We start from the raw sequence: 17,202 nt of genomic DNA, 5'->3' as shown, positions 1-17,202 counted from the left end.
CCCCGCCTTATTGAATAAGAACATTTTAATATTATGGATATCTAATATTAAAAGCCGTAGATCAGTATCGCGCCAGCACGACTATCACGCGGGCCAATACCTGACCAAGGCGAAGAGACAAAAGTGCCTGCATTGCTGCCTTCGGCGGCAAAACCTGTTCGTGTTCAATATGATACGACGTGGACCGCATGTCCTGTGCGGCTCGCCGCGCCGTGGGCTGATTTTGGGGGACGTGTAATGCTGGGGTTAGGAAAAAACGCAGATAATAAAAATATACTCGATGCCATATCGAAATCACAGGCGGTCATAGAATTCGATCTCAAAGGTAACATTCTCACTGCAAATAAAAATTTCTGCGCGGCGCTGGGTTATGATCTCGCCGAGATCGTCGGTAAGCACCATCGCATCTTCTGCGACAGCGAACTCGCCGCGTCGCGGGCATATCAGGAATTCTGGGCCTCTCTCGCCCGCGGCGAGTTCCAGGCCAGGGAATATCGCCGTATCCGTAAGGACGGCTCGGTCATCTGGATCGAAGCCTCTTACAACCCGGTTTTCCGTTCGGGCAAACCCTACAAGGTCGTGAAGATCGCCACCGACATCACCGCCAAGAAGATCAAGGCCGTAGACGATGCGGGCAAGCTGGAGGCGCTCTCCCGTTCCCAGGCAACCATCGAGTTTTTGCCCGATGGCACCATCATCACCGCCAATCCGAATTTCTGCGCCACGGTGAATTACGACGTCAAGGAAATTGAGGGCAGGCACCACCGTATGTTCTGCGATCCCGCCTATGCCGCCTCGCCTGCCTATGGCAATTTCTGGCCGCGGCTGGCGGCGGGGGAATTCATCTCGGATGAATTTGTTCGCTATGGAAAGAACGGCAAGGAGATATGGATCCAGGCTGCCTATAATCCGGTGCTGGACGAGGCCGGCAAGGTGGTGAAAGTGGTGAAGTTCGCCACCGACGTCACGCCGCGCATGAGCGCCATCAGCGTGCTTGCCGATGCTCTGCGGGCGCTCGCCGAGGGTGATCTTGTGCAGCGTCTCGACAACAGCTTCGTGCCCAGCATGGAAAAGCTGCGTGCGGACTTCAACGAGGTCGTCGCCAAGCTGCAGGCCACCATGCAGAACATCGCCCATAATGCCTCGACAATCGCCTCCGGCTCAGGCGAAATCCGCATCGCCGCCGATCAACTTTCGCAACGCACCGAACAGCAGGCAGCCTCGCTGGAAGAGACCGCAGCCGCGCTGGAGGAAATCACCACGACCGTGTCCGATGCCAGCCGGCGCGCCGGCGAGGCCGGCAAACTGGTGCTGCGAACGAGAGAACATGCCGAACATTCCGGCGACATCGTCCAGCAGGCAATCTCCGCCATGGACGCGATTTCCCGGTCCTCGGGTGAAATCACCAACATCATCGGCGTTATCGATGATATTGCTTTCCAGACCAATCTTCTGGCCCTGAATGCGGGGGTCGAAGCCGCGCGGGCCGGGGAAGCGGGCAAGGGTTTCGCCGTTGTGGCGCAGGAGGTCCGGGAACTCGCCCAACGATCCGCCGTTGCGGCCAAGGAAATCAAATCCCTCATCAACACCTCTCGCGAGCAGGTCGCCAATGGCGTGGATCTGGTTGGCAGAACCGGCGGCGCCCTGCGGGATATCCAGTCGCAGATGGGCGAGATCGACACCAATGTCTCGGCCATCGTTGAAGCTTCGCGCGAACAAGCGAATGGTCTGCGGGAAATCAATCAGGCCGTCAATGTCATGGATCAGGCCACCCAGAAAAACGCCGCCATGGTGGAGGAGACCACCGCCGCCAGCCACGGCCTCGCCACGGAGGCGGAAAATCTGCACGAATTGCTGCGGCAGTTCAGAATATCCCACGAGGCATCGCCCGCCCGCCCGGCGGACAAAAAGCCTGCCATCGTCACGAGACTTCCCGCGCCGCAATCGCGATATGCCGCCGCGCCAAGGTCTCAGGGAAATGCAGCAGCGGAATGGGCTGAATTCTAGGTCTGCTCTGAAACCGGAAGGCCGCCGGGAAACGGCGGCCTCAACGTTATAGAATGATACGATCCGCCCGGGTGAAGATTTCAAAATCCTCACCCCGCACCAGCGCCACAAGCGTGATACCCGAGCTCTCAGCCGTTTCAATGGCAAGCGCGGTGGGCGCGGAGATCGCCGCCAGAATGGGGCTGCCAAGGATGGCCGTCTTCTGGACCATTTCCACCGACAGGCGGCTCGTGACCACCACAATGCCCGCGTCGGGAGACAGGTTCGCGTTGATAACCGCACCTGCGAGCTTGTCGAGCGCATTGTGCCGGCCGACATCTTCGCGGACAGCAAGCAGCCCTTTTTGAGGATTGTAGAAACCCGCGCCGTGAACTGCCCGCGTTTCGCGATTGAGGCTTTGCGCTTCATTCAGCGCTTTCACCGCAGCAACGATGTCATCTCCGTCAACGGAGACTTCCACGCCGCCCAACTCCGGTACTACGCGGACCGCCTGTTCTATAGATTCAATGCCACAAAGACCGCAGCCTACGGGGCCTGCCATATGCCGCCGTCTTGCCCTCAGCGCATCCGCGTTGGCATCCTGCAAATCCACCTGTACATCAAAACCCTGCCCGGCCTCGATCACTTCAATGGAACGGATTTCCGCCCTGGTGGATATGATACCCTCCGTAAGACTGAAACCGATTGCGAAATCGACAAGATCGGCGGGGCTTGCCATCATCACCGCGTGGGTGCTGCCGCCATAAGAAAAGGCAACCGGCACCTCCTCAGGCACCGCCCGCTCGCCCTCGACTATGGCCCCTTCCCGCAGAGCGGTTCTTGCGACCCTTCGGTAACTTGCCTTTGCCGACACGCTGAGCACTCCTCCATGACGAAAATCTGCCTCGTCTCGCTAAGGATCCAAAGCAGCATTTCTTCCCGCCACCACATCTAACCTATAGCCATGAAAATCGGAATCGGTTTCCGGGTTCACCCGTTGAAGGCGCGTTATTATCCCTGCTTTACCCATTGTCTGCCCGTGAATCGTCGGCGTAATTCGCTAGCGACATTCCGACGCCCGCGCCGAACTGACGGACGGCCTCATGCGCGGAGACGGGCATTTTTTGCTTGGACAGGGCGGCGGACACTAGCCCAAAAACAAAAAAGCGACCGAACCGGCCGCTTTCTGTTTTGAATTTTTTGTGGGCAGTCATTCTTTCGAACCCGCCCGGTGCTTTCAAGCAGCGACGAGAACCTCATGCAGGTTCGTCAGTTCGTAAAGGTGCTTTTCAAGCTTGGTCAGATGCTCGTGGTGATGATTGCCCTCTTCGATTTCGGCCTTGGCCGCATCGATACGCTTCTGCAGCGTGTCAGGAGACATATCATCAGCCGAAACCGCGGATTCCGCAAGAAGCGTGCAACCGGTCGGCAAAATATCGGCAAAACCACCGAAAACCACATATTTATGGGTCTCACCGGAAGCGAACTTCACCGTCACCAGACCCGGCTTGATCGTGGTCATCGTCGGCGCGTGATTGGCCAGAACGGTCATTTCACCCAGCGTAGCCGGGATGACGACTTCCGTAACCGTTTCGGAAACGAGCAGACGCTCCGGGGAAACGAGATCGAATTTGAAACTGTCAGCCATGGCTATTCACTTCTTTTCAATTACGCGGGCGTCACGGACTTGTCTTCTACAACGCCGGCGAAAGCCGTTCCGGTTTCGCCGTCATTGCCGGCAAGGCGCGCGGTTGAACCACGCGCCCGCCAATTCATGATCAGGCAGCTTCGCCAGCCAGCTTCTTTGCCTTTTCGATGGCTTCTTCCATCGAACCGACCATGTAGAAAGCGGCTTCCGGCAGGTTGTCGTATTCGCCGTTGACCAGGCCCTTGAAGCCCTTGATCGTGTCTTCGAGCGCAACGAGCTTGCCCGGAGAACCGGTGAAGACTTCGGCGACGAAGAACGGCTGCGACAGGAAGCGCTCGATCTTGCGGGCGCGAGCAACCGTCAGCTTGTCTTCTTCCGACAGTTCGTCCATGCCGAGGATGGCGATGATGTCCTGGAGAGACTTGTAGCGCTGCAGGGTCGACTGAACCTTACGGGCAACCTCGTAGTGTTCTTCACCGACGATCATCGGGTCGAGCATGCGCGAGGTGGAGTCGAGCGGGTCAACAGCCGGGTAAATACCCTTTTCGGCGATCGAACGCGACAGAACCGTCGTTGCGTCAAGGTGCGCGAACGAGGTGGCCGGCGCGGGGTCGGTCAAGTCGTCGGCGGGAACGTAAATAGCCTGAACCGAGGTGATCGAACCCTTGTTCGTGGTGGTGATGCGTTCCTGCATCTGGCCCATGTCCGTTGCGAGCGTCGGCTGGTAGCCCACGGCCGAAGGAATACGGCCGAGCAGAGCCGACACTTCCGAACCGGCCTGCGTGAAGCGGAAGATGTTGTCCACGAAGAACAGAACGTCCTGGCCTTCGTCACGGAAGTTTTCAGCGATCGTCAGACCGGTCAGGGCGACGCGGGCGCGGGCGCCCGGCGGTTCGTTCATCTGGCCGTAAACGAGCGCAGCCTTGGAACCTTCGCCGCCGCCAAGCTTGTTGACGTTGGACTCGATCATTTCGTGGTAGAGGTCGTTGCCTTCGCGGGTACGTTCACCCACGCCGGCGAATACCGAGTAACCGCCGTGCGCCTTGGCGACGTTGTTGATCAGTTCCATGATGAGAACCGTCTTGCCAACGCCGGCGCCGCCGAACAGGCCGATCTTGCCGCCCTTGGCGTAAGGAGCCAGAAGGTCGACGACCTTGATGCCGGTGACGAGGATCTGTGCTTCGGTCGACTGCTCGACATAAGACGGCGCATCCTGGTGGATGGCGCGCTTCTTGGCCGTAACGATCGGGCCTGCTTCGTCAACCGGCTCGCCGATGACGTTCATGATGCGGCCGAGCGTTTCAGGACCGACCGGAACCTCGATCGGAGCGCCCGTGTTGCTGACCGGCTGACCGCGGACGAGACCTTCGGTCGAGTCCATGGCGATCGTGCGGACGACGTTTTCGCCGAGATGCTGCGCGACTTCCAGAACGAGGCGGTTGCCGTTGTTCTCGGTTTCGAGCGCGTTCAGGATCGGAGGCAGTTCGCCTTCGAACGCCACGTCGACAACAGCGCCGATAACCTGGGTAACCTTGCCCGCGCCGTTCACCGCTGCGGTTTTCTTGGGGGTAGCTGCCTTAGCCATTATCCTTACCCTCTTTCCTTACCTCAGAGCGCTTCCGCGCCCGAAATGATTTCAATGAGTTCCTTGGTGATCTGAGCCTGACGCTGACGGTTGTAGGAAAGCGTCAGCTTGTTGATCATTTCACCGGCATTGCGCGTTGCATTGTCCATCGCGCTCATCTTGGCGCCCATTTCACCGGCAACGTTTTCGAGCAGAGCCCGGAAAACCTGAACCGAAATGTTGCGCGGAATAAGGTCTTCCAGAATAGAAGCCGCATCCGGCTCATATTCGTAGACGGCGCTCTGCGTCGCGGCATCCTCTTCCACAACAGGCATTGCGGCGGGAATAAGCTGCAGGCCGGTCGGGATCTGGCTGATGACGGACTTGAATTCCGAATAGATCAGCGTGCAGACATCAAACTCACCCGCGTTGAAGAGCGAGATCACCTTCTTGGCGATCTGGTCGGCGTTTTCAAAACCGACCTTCTTCACTTCACGCAGTTCGATGCGTTCGATGATGTTGGCTGCAAATTCGCGGCGAAGGCTGTCGTAACCCTTCTTGCCGACCGTGATGATCTTGACCGTCTTGCCTTCCGAAATCAGCTTGCGGGCGTGATCGCGGGCAAAACGGGCGATTTGCGAGTTGAAACCGCCGCAAAGACCACGCTCAGCCGTGCAGACGACGAGCAGGTGCACGTCGTCCTTGCCGGTGCCGGTCATCAGCGCCGGAGCAACGTCAGCCTCGACCGCCTTGGCGATGTTGGCGAGAACGGCGCTCATGCGCTGAGAATAAGGCCGGGCGGCCTCCGCAGCTTCCTGGGCGCGCCGAAGCTTCGCCGCGGCGACCATTTTCATCGCCTTGGTAATCTTCTGCGTCGCCTTCACGGAGGCAATGCGGTTTTTCAGATCCTTTAGTGAAGGCATCCGTTATCCGTCCGAGTAAAAGAGCCCTGATTACGAGAAAGACTTGGCGAAGCTATCAAGAGCGCCCTTGAGCTTGCCCTTGGTATCGTCGCTGATAGCCTTTTCCGTGCGGATGGTGTCGAGGATCGCCTTGCCTTCCGACCGGAGGTAGGAGAGCAGACCCTGCTCGAACTTGCCGACCTGCGCGACCGGAACCTTGTCGAGGTAACCGTTGACGCCGGCGAAGATCACCGCAACCTGTTCTTCCGTCTTGAGCGGAGAGAACTGCGGCTGCTTCAGAAGTTCGGTCAGGCGGGCGCCGCGGTTGAGCAGGCGCTGCGTGGAAGCGTCGAGGTCCGAACCGAACTGGGCGAAGGCGGCCATTTCACGATACTGGGCAAGTTCACCCTTGATCGAGCCTGCAACCTGCTTCATCGCCTTGATCTGGGCGGCGGAGCCAACGCGCGAAACCGACAGACCGACGTTAACGGCCGGACGAATGCCCTGGTAGAACAGGTCGGTTTCAAGGAAGATCTGGCCGTCGGTGATCGAGATCACGTTGGTCGGAATAAAGGCCGAAACGTCGTTACCCTGGGTTTCGATGACAGGCAGAGCCGTCAGCGAACCTGCGCCCATTTCGTCGGAGAGCTTTGCAGCGCGCTCGAGAAGACGGGAGTGAAGGTAGAAAACGTCGCCCGGATAAGCTTCGCGGCCCGGAGGACGACGCAGCAGAAGCGACATCTGACGATAGGCAACGGCCTGCTTGGAAAGGTCGTCGTAACCGATGAGAGCGTGCTTGCCGTTGTCACGGAAGTACTCACCCATGGCGCAACCGGCAAACGGAGCGAGGTACTGCATCGGAGCCGGATCGGAAGCGGTCGCAGCAACGATGATCGAGTACTGCAGTGCGCCGCGCTCTTCCAGAACCTTCACGAACTGGGCAACGGTCGAACGCTTCTGACCGATAGCGACGTAAACGCAATAAAGCTTGTCGCCGTCAGGACCATTGTCGTGAATGGCCTTCTGGTTCAGGATCGTGTCGAGAATGATCGCGGTCTTGCCGGTCTGGCGGTCACCGATGACGAGCTCACGCTGGCCGCGGCCAACCGGGATGAGAGCGTCGATGGCCTTGAGGCCGGTCGACATCGGCTCATGAACCGACTTGCGAGGAATGATGCCGGGAGCCTTGACGTCAACACGCGAACGCTTGGCGGCATTGATCGGGCCCTTGCCGTCGATCGGGTTGCCGAGCGCGTCAACAACGCGGCCGAGCAGTTCCGGGCCGACGGGAACGTCAACGATAGCGCCAGTCCGCTTTACGGTGTCGCCTTCCTTGATGTCACGGTCCGAACCGAAGATAACCACACCGACGTTGTCGGCTTCGAGGTTGAGCGCCATGCCGCGAATGCCGCCGGGAAACTCGACCATTTCGCCGGCCTGAACATTGTCGAGGCCATAGACGCGGGCGATACCGTCACCGACGGACAGCACCTGACCGACTTCGGAGACTTCCGCCTCGTTGCCGAAATTTTTGATTTGATCTTTCAGAATTGCGGAAATTTCCGCGGCGCGGATATCCATCAGCCAACCTCTTTCAGTGCAAGCTTAAGGGTGGAAAGTTTGGTGCGAAGAGACGTATCGATCTGGCGAGAGCCGACCTTGACGATCAGGCCGCCGAGGATCGACGGGTCGACGGTAACGGAAATCGTCACATCCTTGCCGGTAACGCTCTTCAGCGCCGCTTTCAGTTCAGTTTCCTGCGCCTCGTCGAGCGCATGTGCCGAGGTAACCTCGGCGGTGATTTCGCCGCGGTGGGCGGCAGCGATGGTGCGGTAGGCGCGGATCATGCCGGGAACGGCAAAGAGACGGCGGTTATTCGCAACAACCTTGAGGAAATTCAGAGCGAGACCGGAGATGCCGGCCTTTTCGCAGATCGCGGTGATTGCCTTGAACTGATCCTCGGCGGAAAACACCGGGCTCGCAACCAGACGCTTCAAATCGTCGCTTTCGTCGAGAAGGGCGCCAAACTTGTCCAGTTCGGCCTGAACCGCTTCGACCGCCCCCGCTTCCAAAGCAAGCTCGAAAAGCGACGACGCATACCTTTCCGCTACACCGGATGTTCCCTGGGAGGTCTCTGCCACGGGCACTTTTTCCCTGCTAATCGTCCAAGACCATCAGCGATGGGGCTCCACCGCATCAAATTCTTGAAATCGTTTCAATTTCCCCGAAAAAGACCGGAATTCCCCCCTGCCTTTTCCCAATTTCGCGGTCCGTCTAGCATAGGACGCCGGGACTCGCAACACGCGTAATAGCGGAAAGCGCCGTTTGGGCAAGGGGGAATGCGTTTAAATTTTCCGATTTCGCTCGGGATGCGGCTCTGGTGCGGCACAAAAGCCAAAAAGCCCGTCTCAGACCAGCCCGAACACGTAGCTCAACGCGAGTGCGGACAGCAGAAAGTGTACAACCAGAAGTAAGAAATTCCGCATGGTTGCGCCACCATCTGACAATATGGAGAGAATGCCGCCGAACACGCTGAGGCCGAATGCCGCACCAAAGGCGAGATAGACCATAGGCTGCGCGAGAAGCAGGGCGGCAGCGCCAAGACCGAGATAGAACCCCGCAAGCGACGAACGCACGAGTGTATAACCGTCCCTGCGCTCACCAGCCGGCTGCAGACCGAAGGCGCGCAGCGTAATGCCCGGCGCAAACATGAAAAAAAGGCCCATCACGACCGATACCACCGCCGCGCCGAAGGCCAGCTGCTCGCCGAACTCGGCGGGAAAATAAAACTCCATCTCGTTCCCCAAATCATTTTGATTGCCTGCTGCGTTATGACACGGTCATGACAGCGGGAAAACGCCTCGTCGGCGAAGTTCAAAGGAAACTTTGCGGATCGATATCGAGCTGCACATGCACGCTGCCCCGCTCCTTCGGACCATTGGCCAGCAACGTACGAAGAAAAGACTGCATGTCGGAATTGCGCCGCCCATGCACCAGGAGGCGGAAACGGTAGCGGCCGCGAATGAGCGCAAGCGGCGCTTCCGCGGGGCCAAGCAGCATGATGCCGGTAACCTGTGGGGCCGCGGCCCTTAAACCCCGCGCATGGGTCTCCGCCTCCCCGCGCGTATCGGCGGAAACGATGATCGAGGCAAGACGCCCGAAGGGCGGCAGAACGGCCTTTTCCCGCTCCACGATCTCACGTTCGTAGAAGGCCGAGGCATCGCCAGAAACGATGGCCTGCATGACGGGATGCTGCGGCTGATAGGTCTGTAGCAGACCGTGGCTCTTGCGCCCCGTTCGCCCGGCGCGCCCCGTCACCTGCGAAAGCAGCTGGAAGGTTCGCTCCGCCGCACGCGGATCGCCATTGGCAAGTCCGAGATCGGCATCGACAATGCCGACGAGCGTCATAAGGGGGAAATTGTGCCCCTTGGCGACCAGCTGCGTGCCGATGACGATATCCGCTTCACCCTTGACGATCGCCTCCAGCTCCAGACGCAACCTCTTGACGCCCATGAGATCGGAAGAGAGCACGATGGTGCGGGCCTCCGGGAAATGTTTCTCCACCTCCTCGGCGATACGCTCCACGCCGGGACCGCAGGCCACCAGATGATCGAAGGTGCCGCATTCCGGGCAATGATCGGGCGTCGGCTCGCTGTGGCCGCACTGGTGGCACTGCAATTGATTGCGGAAGCGGTGCTCCACCAGCCAGCTGGAGCATTGCGGGCACTGGAAACGGTGGCCGCAGACACGGCAGAGCGTCAACGGCGCATAACCGCGACGATTGAGGAAGAGCAGCGCCTGTTCACCCTTTTCGATGGTCTTGCCGATGCCACGCAGCAGGACGGGTGAGAGAAATCCTCCCCTTTCCGGCGGATGGCGGCGCATATCGACCAGATGCAGATCCGGCATCGCCGCATCGCCGAAACGGGTATGCAGGTGAATGGTATTGTAACGTCCCGAACTGCCGTTGACCTGACTTTCAACCGAAGGCGTGGCCGACACCAGCACGACCGGGAACTCGGCGATCCGCGCCCTGACGACGGCCATATCACGAGCATTATAAAAGACGCGGTCTTCCTGCTTGTAGGCCGGGTCGTGCTCTTCATCGACGATGATGAGACCGAGATTGTCGAAAGGCAGGAAAAGCGCCGAACGCGCACCGGCAACCACCTTCACTTCACCAGTGACGGCCTGCCGCCAGACCTTTTCACGCATGCGCGGTGACAGGTCCGAATGCCATTCCGCCGGCTTTGCGCCGAAGCGGTCCTGAAACCGCTCGAGAAAGGCTGCCGTCAGAGCAATTTCCGGTAACAGGATGAGAACCTGCTTGCCCTGCTTCAGCGTCTCGGCCACCGCCTCGAAATAGACCTCGGTCTTGCCCGAACCGGTCACGCCATCGATGAGCGAGACGTGAAAACCACCCTTGCGCACATCTTCCAGTATCTCCGACGCGGCCTGTTTCTGCGGGCCTTCCAGGCGCGGCTCGACATAGTCTGGGTCGGGCTCGGCGACGACAGGCGGCGCCGGCAGAAAAACCGTCTCAAACACGCCCTGTTTGACAAGGCCATCGATGACGCTGGTCGAGACACCGGCGGCATGGGCAAGTCCGCTCTTCGTCCAGCCGTGTCCTTCGGCCGCCAGCTCCATCACCCGCTCGCGGGCGGGGGTAAGGCGCTCCGGCCTGCCTTCGGTCAGCCGCAACCCCTCGATCATCGGTTCGGGATCGAAGGCGGCAGGCGCACGCAGCGCCATACGTGCCACAAGACCGGGCGGAGAAAGCGTGTAGGCGGCAACCCAATCGATGAAACGGCGCATCTCCGCCTTCAGCGGCGGGCATTCAAAACTCTTGGTGATGGGCCGCAGCTTCTTCGGATCGACACCCTTTTCGCCGGCATCGTCCCACACCACACCGAAGACTTGCCGGGGACCAAGCGGCACCTGAACGACGGAACCGGTTTCTACCACCATATCTTCAGGCACGGCGTAGCTGTAGGGCCCGGGCGCCGGCATGGGCACAAGAACGGGCACCGTGCGCGTGGGCGACGGCGGGTCGAACAGAGCCCCAAACAGATCGGACGAATCTTTTGCCATGATGTGGCGACCATGCCCCGGCGACAGGAAAAAGGAAACCGCCCGGATGTAGTGGGCGCGTCTTGCAAAGTCCACCTCTTAACCAAATGCTGATCATAAGCGCATAGTTTCGAGACATGGAATGGAGCGCCGTGTGACCGAAATCCTGACATTTGCTGAACCCGATCTCCTGAACGAGCGCCAGTCCTGGCTCACCGCCCTTGCCGGCGAACGCCGACTTGCGGACAATACCGTCGAAGCCTATGAGCGCGACACCCGCCAGTTCCTGACTTTCCTCACCGGTTACATCGGCAAGCCCGCGGCTATAAGCGACATAGCCGATCTGCGTCCGGTGGACCTTCGCGCCTTTCTGGCCAACAGGCGCAAGGAGGGTGCGGGCGCGCGATCGCTCGGCCGGCATCTGGCCGGCTTGCGCTCCCTGCTGCACCACCTGCAGAAAAAGGGCCTCGTCAACGCGGCAGGCGCGACTGCCATGCGCGCGCCAAAACAGCCGAAATCCCTGCCGAAACCGCTGACCGACCGGCAGGCGCTGAAAATCACCACTGCCGAGGCGCAATTGAACGAAGAGCCCTGGATCGCCGCCCGCAACGCGGCAGTCCTCTCACTGCTTTATGGCTGCGGCCTGCGCATTTCCGAGGCGCTGGGTCTTACGCCATCTGATTTCCCACCCGGTGCCCGCAGCCTGCGCATTACCGGCAAGGGCAACAAGACGCGGATCGTGCCCCTGCTGGCGGTGGTGACGGAAGCGGTCGACGCCTACAAGAAGCTCTGCCCCTATGCCCTGTCAGCGGATGAGCCCATGTTCCTCGGCGCACGCGGCGGCAAGCTGCAGCCCGCCATCATCCAGCGGGAAATGCAGAAGCTGCGCGGCGCTTTCGGCCTGCCGGAAAACGCCACGCCACATGCGCTGCGCCATTCCTTCGCCACCCATCTTCTGGCCGGCGGTGGGGATTTGCGCACCATTCAGGAACTGCTCGGCCACGCCAGCCTTTCCACCACACAGGTCTACACCGGTGTCGATACCGCAAGATTGCTGGAAATCTACGACAATGCCCACCCGCGCGCATGAAGCAGGAAATGGTTAACCATAATCATTAACCAGACATCCAAGCCGCCGTTCTATAAGCGAAGGACAACCGGATTGGACCGATGCACAGCCTGATAAGACCACAAAATCTCACCGCCACCCTGATGGGCAAGACCGGCGATGCCCTGCTCTGGCTGCTTGCGGCCCTGCATGTCACGGCCGTTGCAATCCTGCTCATGACCCTGTTTTCGCTGGGGCAAGCGGAAGCCGCAGAGCAGCAGCAGATCACGTGCACGGGCAATGACATTCTCGTGGAAATGCGCAAGACCGATCCGCAGGCCTTCGCAAAGATCGAACAGGAAGCGGCCGCCATCCCGAACGGCAAGGGCAATTTCTGGCGCATCGAAAAGGCAGGCATGGCTCCGTCCTATCTTCTCGGCACCATGCATGTCACCGATCCGCGTGTTCTCGAAATGCCTGCCGCCGCCAGCCCCGCCTTTGAAAAAGCCGCGATTGTCATCGTGGAGTCGGACGAAATCGTTGACGACAAGAAGGTCGCGACCTCGTTGCTGAGCAAGCCTGAGCTCACCATGTTTCTGGATGGCAAATCGATCACCGACATTCTGTCGCCCGAAAATGTCGCCCGCCTCGAAAAAGGCCTCAAGGAACGCGGCATTCCGCTGAATGCCGTTTCGCGGATGAAGCCGTGGATGCTTTCGAGCTTCGTCGCCCTTCCCGCCTGCGAATTCGCCCGCAAGGCGACCGGCCTTTCCTTTCTGGACAAGAAGCTGGCCGAAGATGCGATTGCGGACGGCAAGCGCCTTGTCGGGCTGGAAACCATGGTCGAGCAGCTGACGGCCATGTCCGAACTGCCGATGGAATTTCATCTTCAGGCGCTGATCGAAACGCTTGAGCTCGGGGAGCGCATGGATGACGTGATGACGACCATGACCGATCTTTACGTCGCCGGCGATATCGGCATGACCATGCCGATGCTGAAAAGCCTCGATCCCAAGAAGGCCGCGGCTGAAAACGAACAGGGCTACGCCGCTTTTGAACAGCGCATCATTACCGACCGCAACCACGTCATGGCGGAGCGGGCAGCCCCCGAGCTTGCCAGGGGCAATGTCTTCATGGCCGTCGGCGCGCTGCATCTGCCCGGCGAGGAAGGCGTTATCGAACTTCTGCGCACCCAGGGTTTCACGCTCACGCGGGTTGACTGACCCGCTCACGCCCGATGCTGACGGGCCGGACATTGGCACAGAACGGCCGCATCGTCGCCGGCACGATGCGGCGGTGAAACGGCCCGACGACAAGAAGATAGAGCCGCCCAAACATGTTCTTGCGCCTGACGATGGTGGTGACAGTCACCAGCTGGCGGTTCCCCTCCTCTTCTAGATCGACAACGATCCGGAAATCGAGATGACGGTCGTCGAAGCCAAGCACTGTCCGCTCCCGGGTGGAAGAAAGAACGGGAAAACCGCCCGCCGACGTGCCAGCGGCCAGTTCGACCGTTCTTAAACCGAAAAACGAGACGACACGGTTTCGAAGCGACATGAGGCTGCTGATCCACGCCGGAGGATGATCGAGAAGGAGCCTGCTCACATGCAGAGAGGACGGCTCCGGCGTCACCATCTCTCCCTGATAGCGATCCCGCCAGTCTGCGCCCGGCAATATGTCTTCGATCTCCTGCATTCCTGAACCCCCGCCGCGCTATGCGGCAAGGGTCACATTCCTCTTTTTCCGCACAACCGGGAACGCGACAAACCGCCGCTTAGCCGTGCGTCATGCGTTTCAGGACATTGGTGCGCCAGTAGAACTGGTGAACCAGAACGGCGCCGACGTGACCGGCGATCAACACCCACATCAGCGCCTTGAAGGGACCGGAATGCAACTGTCCGGCCGGCTGAGCACCGAAATAATAAGCAGCGATACCGGACAGAGGCAGGACGATGAACAGGGCATAGAAGGTGAAATGCGCAACCTTCGCGGCGATCTGAAACGGACGCGGTTCTTCGGCGGGATGCGGCGGCACGCCCTGGAAGAAGCGCAGACAGAGGCGCAGAACCGCAAGAAACAGCACGGCAAAACCAACATAGGCGTGGATATTGGCTGAAGAAATCTGCTCCGGCGTCAGTGTCTCGCCCCGCCGCATCAGCCGATAGGCATGTTCCATACCATCGGGAAACAACAGGTTGAAGAAGATCAGAAGCGCCATCGCCCAATGAATGAGGCGCTGTGGAACCGAAAAGGAAACTTGAGTTGAAAATGCCATTTTATTGCCTTTTATCAAAAGGTTAGACAGGCTATGGCGCAAGTATGGAAAACCCCGGCCTGCATGGCAAGCGGGGGTTTGGCAGATAACTGAAATTTAATGTTGGAGCAAAGGGTTCCAGAACCGATCACATATGGATCGGCTTGAAGAAGGTCGCCAGCGCTGCTTCCTTCACCGCTTCCGACATGGTCGGATGCGCATGGCAAGTGCGGCCGAGATCTTCCGAAGAACCACCGAATTCCATCAGCACGGTGATCTCGTGGATCATTTCGCCAGCGCCGAAACCGACGATATGGCCGCCGAGAACCCGGTCGGTTTCCTTGTCCGCAAGGATCTTCACGAAACCATCCGTCACCTGCATGGCGCGGGCGCGGCCATTGGCGGTGAAGGGGAACTTGCCGACCTTGTAAGCGACGCCAGCGGCCTTCAGTTCTTCTTCGGTCTTGCCGACGGAAGCGATTTCGGGCTGCGTATAAACGACTGCCGGAATGACGTCGTAGTTCACATGCCCGCGCTGGCCAGCGAGAATCTCCGCGAGCGCAACGCCCTCGTCTTCCGCCTTGTGCGCCAGCATCGGGCCCTTCACCACGTCGCCGATCGCGTAGATGCCATCGACATTGGTCTTGTAGTGGCCGTCGATTTCGACGCGGCCGCGGCTATCGAGCACGACGCCGGCTTCCGCAAGACCGAGACCTTCGGTGTAGGGCTTGCGGCCGGTGGAGATCAGCACGACGTTTGCTTCCAGCGTTTCGGCAGCGCCGCCCTTGACCGGCTCGAACACCACCTTCGCACCGGTGCCCGTCTTTTCAACGGCCGTCACCTTGGCGCCGAGCTTGAAATCGAGACCCTGCTTGGCGAGCAGACGCTGCGCCTGCTTGGAAACTTCGCCATCCATGCCACCGAGAATATTGTCGAGATATTCAACAACGGTGACCTTCGCGCCGAGGCGCGACCAGACCGAACCGAGCTCGAGGCCGATGACGCCGCCGCCGACAACGATCAGCTTTTCCGGAACCTTGGAAAGAGCGATCGCGCCGGTGGAGGAAACGATGACGTTTTCATCGATATCGACCTGAACGCCCGGAATGCCGGCAACATCAGAACCCGTGGCGATGACGATGTTCTTGGCTTCAATTTCCTGTGTCTCACCCTTGTCGTTGGTGACGGAAACCTTACCGGCGGAAACCACCTTGCCGGTGCCCTGGAAGGCATCGATCTTGTTCTTCTTGAACAGGAAGGAAACGCCATCGACATTGGCCTTCACCACACCGTCCTTGTGGCCCATCATCTTGTCGAGGTTCAGCTTCGGAGCGGCAACTTCGATACCGAGCGTATCGACGCCATGGGCAACATGCGCAAAGGTTTCGGATGCATGCAGCAACGCCTTGGACGGGATGCAGCCGACATTGAGGCAGGTGCCGCCATAGGTCGCGCGCTTTTCGATGACGGCGACCTTGAGGCCGAGCTGTGCCGCCTTGACCGCGCAAACATAACCGCCGGGACCCGTACCGATTACAACTACATCATATGCCATGTTTCTGTTCCTGATTGATTGCGGGCAGGATTTTGAACCGCCCTGCTTCCGTTTGACCTGAAACTCAGGCCGCTTTTTCCGTTGCGAGTTTTATACCGAGAGCGATGAACACCACACCGCTGGTGCGGTCGATCCATTGGCTGGCGCGCTGAAATGCGGCGCGCATGCGGGGCGTCGTCATGAACAGGCTTACCCCGACGAACCACAGGATAAGGCAGCTTGCCATGACGAGGCCGTATCCGAATTTGATGGTGACGGGCGTATGCGCATGAACCACCGTCGAAAAGATCGACAGGAAGAAAAACACCGGCTTGGGATTGAGCGCATTGGCGGCAAAACCGAGTGTGAAGGCCTTAAGCCCGGTCTGTGTGCTTTTGGCTCGAACGCCGCCCTCACCTTCAGCCGTCGGCAATTCTGTCTTGCCGGCGCGCAGCGCCTTGATGCCGATATAGATCAGATAGGCGACGCCCAGCCACTTGACGATGTTGAAGAGATAGATCGACTGGGAAATGATGAGACCAAGTCCGAGGATCGTATAGGTGACGTGGAACATCAGGGATGTGCCGACACCGAAGCTGGTGATGATGGCCTGCTTGCGCCCATGCACCATCGCCTGACGCATGACCATTGCCAGATCGGCGCCGGGGGAAACGATTGCGAAAGCGAAGATCGCCATCAGGGATGCAAGTTCGATCAGATACTGATGCATCGGAAAATCAACCTCTAAAACATCAACACGAAAAGCATCAGCGCAAGGCCGAGTATCGAACCGAGCCACACCAGCGAGCGGATATAGGGCACACCGGCCAGATAAAGTGGAATATAGACCACCCGGCAGATCAGCCAGATCCATGCGCCGGTGAGTGCCAGCCCGGACGGATCGCCGGCCATGATGACACCAAAGGCGAGCGCGATGAAAGCGGGATAGGTTTCCCGAAAATTTTCCGATGCGCGGGCTGCCCGACCGGTGAACCTGCCTTCAGGCTTCCTCTCCGCATCACGCGGGCCGGCATTCCAGTCCATCCCAAATTCCCGCGTCGCCGTCATGGCCTGCAGCATGATATGCACCGCAAGCAGCAGGACGCTGAGACCGATCAGCGGTAAAAAGGGTGAAGCGGCAAGAAATGTCGGCTGCACGTTCGCTCTCCTGATGGAATTTCAGCGGGGCCTCAATT

Annotated in this window: 16 protein-coding genes; 3 read left to right on the top strand and 13 right to left on the bottom strand. The window is 59.3% G+C overall.

What is annotated here, in order from left to right; all coding sequences use genetic code 11:
- Positions 1-237: 237 nt before the first annotated feature.
- Positions 238-2,007 (top strand): methyl-accepting chemotaxis protein, encoded by a 1,770-nt coding sequence (locus tag WDZ78_RS16510; protein ID WP_425673610.1) that lies wholly within the window; start codon positions 238-240, stop codon positions 2,005-2,007.
- Positions 2,008-2,053: 46 nt separating this feature from the next.
- Here the strand turns inward: WDZ78_RS16510 and fdhD are convergent, their stop codons facing one another.
- The 8 genes from fdhD to WDZ78_RS16470 all read right to left on the bottom strand — a co-directional run bounded on the left by fdhD (position 2,054) and on the right by WDZ78_RS16470 (position 11,191).
- Positions 2,054-2,869 carry a formate dehydrogenase accessory sulfurtransferase FdhD gene (gene fdhD / locus WDZ78_RS16505; RefSeq protein WP_020010890.1) on the bottom strand — a complete coding sequence of 272 codons (816 nt, stop codon included), beginning with the start codon at positions 2,867-2,869 and terminating at the stop codon, positions 2,054-2,056.
- Between the two features lie 354 nt (positions 2,870-3,223).
- Entirely contained in the window at positions 3,224-3,634 is a 411-nt protein-coding gene (locus tag WDZ78_RS16500) for a F0F1 ATP synthase subunit epsilon (protein WP_003492358.1), read from the bottom strand.
- A 130-nt stretch (positions 3,635-3,764) separates the two neighbouring features.
- On the bottom strand, positions 3,765-5,219 hold the full coding sequence (gene atpD, locus WDZ78_RS16495) for a F0F1 ATP synthase subunit beta (RefSeq protein ID WP_026363767.1): 1,455 nt from the start codon (positions 5,217-5,219) through the stop codon (positions 3,765-3,767).
- A 23-nt stretch (positions 5,220-5,242) separates the two neighbouring features.
- Entirely contained in the window at positions 5,243-6,121 is an 879-nt protein-coding gene (locus tag WDZ78_RS16490; RefSeq protein WP_020010887.1) for a F0F1 ATP synthase subunit gamma, read from the bottom strand.
- Positions 6,122-6,151: 30 nt separating this feature from the next.
- Complete coding sequence (atpA, locus tag WDZ78_RS16485; protein ID WP_004443771.1) at positions 6,152-7,681, bottom strand: F0F1 ATP synthase subunit alpha; 1,530 nt, start codon at positions 7,679-7,681, stop codon at positions 6,152-6,154.
- Positions 7,681-8,247 (bottom strand): F0F1 ATP synthase subunit delta, encoded by a 567-nt coding sequence (locus tag WDZ78_RS16480; protein ID WP_026363766.1) that lies wholly within the window; start codon positions 8,245-8,247, stop codon positions 7,681-7,683. Before WDZ78_RS16480 ends, atpA begins: the two co-directional genes overlap by 1 nt.
- Positions 8,248-8,508: 261 nt before the next feature.
- The gene (locus tag WDZ78_RS16475; RefSeq protein WP_020010884.1) at positions 8,509-8,895 is read right to left on the bottom strand and encodes a phage infection protein; all 387 of its coding nucleotides are present in this window, start codon (positions 8,893-8,895) and stop codon (positions 8,509-8,511) included.
- Between the two features lie 79 nt (positions 8,896-8,974).
- Positions 8,975-11,191 (bottom strand): primosomal protein N', encoded by a 2,217-nt coding sequence (locus WDZ78_RS16470; RefSeq protein WP_425673609.1) that lies wholly within the window; start codon positions 11,189-11,191, stop codon positions 8,975-8,977.
- Positions 11,192-11,312: 121 nt separating this feature from the next.
- Here WDZ78_RS16470 and WDZ78_RS16465 point away from each other — a divergent pair, with 121 nt between their 5' ends.
- Together WDZ78_RS16465 and WDZ78_RS16460 are read left to right on the top strand one after the other, a co-directional pair.
- A complete protein-coding gene (locus WDZ78_RS16465; RefSeq protein WP_077998708.1) occupies positions 11,313-12,260 on the top strand; it encodes a tyrosine recombinase XerC in 948 nt (315 codons plus the stop codon).
- Between the two features lie 80 nt (positions 12,261-12,340).
- Positions 12,341-13,441 carry a TraB/GumN family protein gene (locus tag WDZ78_RS16460; RefSeq protein WP_425673608.1) on the top strand — a complete coding sequence of 367 codons (1,101 nt, stop codon included), beginning with the start codon at positions 12,341-12,343 and terminating at the stop codon, positions 13,439-13,441.
- Here WDZ78_RS16460 and WDZ78_RS16455 read toward each other — a convergent pair.
- The 5 genes from WDZ78_RS16455 to WDZ78_RS16435 form a co-directional block, all read right to left on the bottom strand.
- Positions 13,425-13,913: a DUF2867 domain-containing protein gene (locus WDZ78_RS16455; RefSeq protein ID WP_425673607.1), complete on the bottom strand. Its 489-nt coding sequence runs from the start codon at positions 13,911-13,913 to the stop codon at positions 13,425-13,427. The genes WDZ78_RS16460 and WDZ78_RS16455 overlap by 17 nt on opposite strands.
- Before the next feature lie 79 nt (positions 13,914-13,992).
- Entirely contained in the window at positions 13,993-14,493 is a 501-nt protein-coding gene (locus tag WDZ78_RS16450) for a cytochrome b (RefSeq protein WP_425673606.1), read from the bottom strand.
- Between the two features lie 127 nt (positions 14,494-14,620).
- Positions 14,621-16,027, bottom strand: coding sequence for a dihydrolipoyl dehydrogenase (gene lpdA, locus WDZ78_RS16445; RefSeq protein ID WP_425673605.1), 1,407 nt, complete (start codon positions 16,025-16,027; stop codon positions 14,621-14,623).
- A 64-nt stretch (positions 16,028-16,091) separates the two neighbouring features.
- The gene (locus tag WDZ78_RS16440; RefSeq protein ID WP_020010877.1) at positions 16,092-16,736 is read right to left on the bottom strand and encodes a LysE family translocator; all 645 of its coding nucleotides are present in this window, start codon (positions 16,734-16,736) and stop codon (positions 16,092-16,094) included.
- Between the two features lie 14 nt (positions 16,737-16,750).
- The gene (locus WDZ78_RS16435) at positions 16,751-17,164 is read right to left on the bottom strand and encodes an MAPEG family protein (protein ID WP_020010876.1); all 414 of its coding nucleotides are present in this window, start codon (positions 17,162-17,164) and stop codon (positions 16,751-16,753) included.
- Positions 17,165-17,202: the final 38 nt, after the last annotated feature.

The organism is Agrobacterium sp. M50-1 (assembly GCF_049843495.1).
Classification (GTDB): Bacteria; Pseudomonadota; Alphaproteobacteria; order Rhizobiales; family Rhizobiaceae; genus Agrobacterium; species Agrobacterium radiobacter.
This window is presented reverse-complemented; position numbering and strand designations above follow the sequence as displayed.

What these genes read in the sequence shown, in the direction of transcription:
- WDZ78_RS16490 (WP_020010887.1), bottom strand. Translation starts at nt 6,121, where the DNA reads ATGCCTTCACTAAAGGATCTGAAAAACCGCATTGCCTCCGTGAAGGCG.
- lpdA (WP_425673605.1), bottom strand. Translation starts at nt 16,027, where the DNA reads ATGGCATATGATGTAGTTGTAATCGGTACGGGTCCCGGCGGTTATGTT.
- atpD (WP_026363767.1), bottom strand. Translation starts at nt 5,219, where the DNA reads ATGGCTAAGGCAGCTACCCCCAAGAAAACCGCAGCGGTGAACGGCGCG.
- WDZ78_RS16440 (WP_020010877.1), bottom strand. Translation starts at nt 16,736, where the DNA reads ATGCATCAGTATCTGATCGAACTTGCATCCCTGATGGCGATCTTCGCT.
- WDZ78_RS16455 (WP_425673607.1), bottom strand. Translation starts at nt 13,913, where the DNA reads ATGCAGGAGATCGAAGACATATTGCCGGGCGCAGACTGGCGGGATCGC.
- WDZ78_RS16510 (WP_425673610.1), top strand. Translation starts at nt 238, where the DNA reads ATGCTGGGGTTAGGAAAAAACGCAGATAATAAAAATATACTCGATGCC.
- WDZ78_RS16450 (WP_425673606.1), bottom strand. Translation starts at nt 14,493, where the DNA reads ATGGCATTTTCAACTCAAGTTTCCTTTTCGGTTCCACAGCGCCTCATT.
- WDZ78_RS16465 (WP_077998708.1), top strand. Translation starts at nt 11,313, where the DNA reads ATGGAGCGCCGTGTGACCGAAATCCTGACATTTGCTGAACCCGATCTC.
- WDZ78_RS16460 (WP_425673608.1), top strand. Translation starts at nt 12,341, where the DNA reads ATGCACAGCCTGATAAGACCACAAAATCTCACCGCCACCCTGATGGGC.
- WDZ78_RS16470 (WP_425673609.1), bottom strand. Translation starts at nt 11,191, where the DNA reads ATGGCAAAAGATTCGTCCGATCTGTTTGGGGCTCTGTTCGACCCGCCG.
- WDZ78_RS16500 (WP_003492358.1), bottom strand. Translation starts at nt 3,634, where the DNA reads ATGGCTGACAGTTTCAAATTCGATCTCGTTTCCCCGGAGCGTCTGCTC.
- WDZ78_RS16475 (WP_020010884.1), bottom strand. Translation starts at nt 8,895, where the DNA reads ATGGAGTTTTATTTTCCCGCCGAGTTCGGCGAGCAGCTGGCCTTCGGC.
- atpA (WP_004443771.1), bottom strand. Translation starts at nt 7,681, where the DNA reads ATGGATATCCGCGCCGCGGAAATTTCCGCAATTCTGAAAGATCAAATC.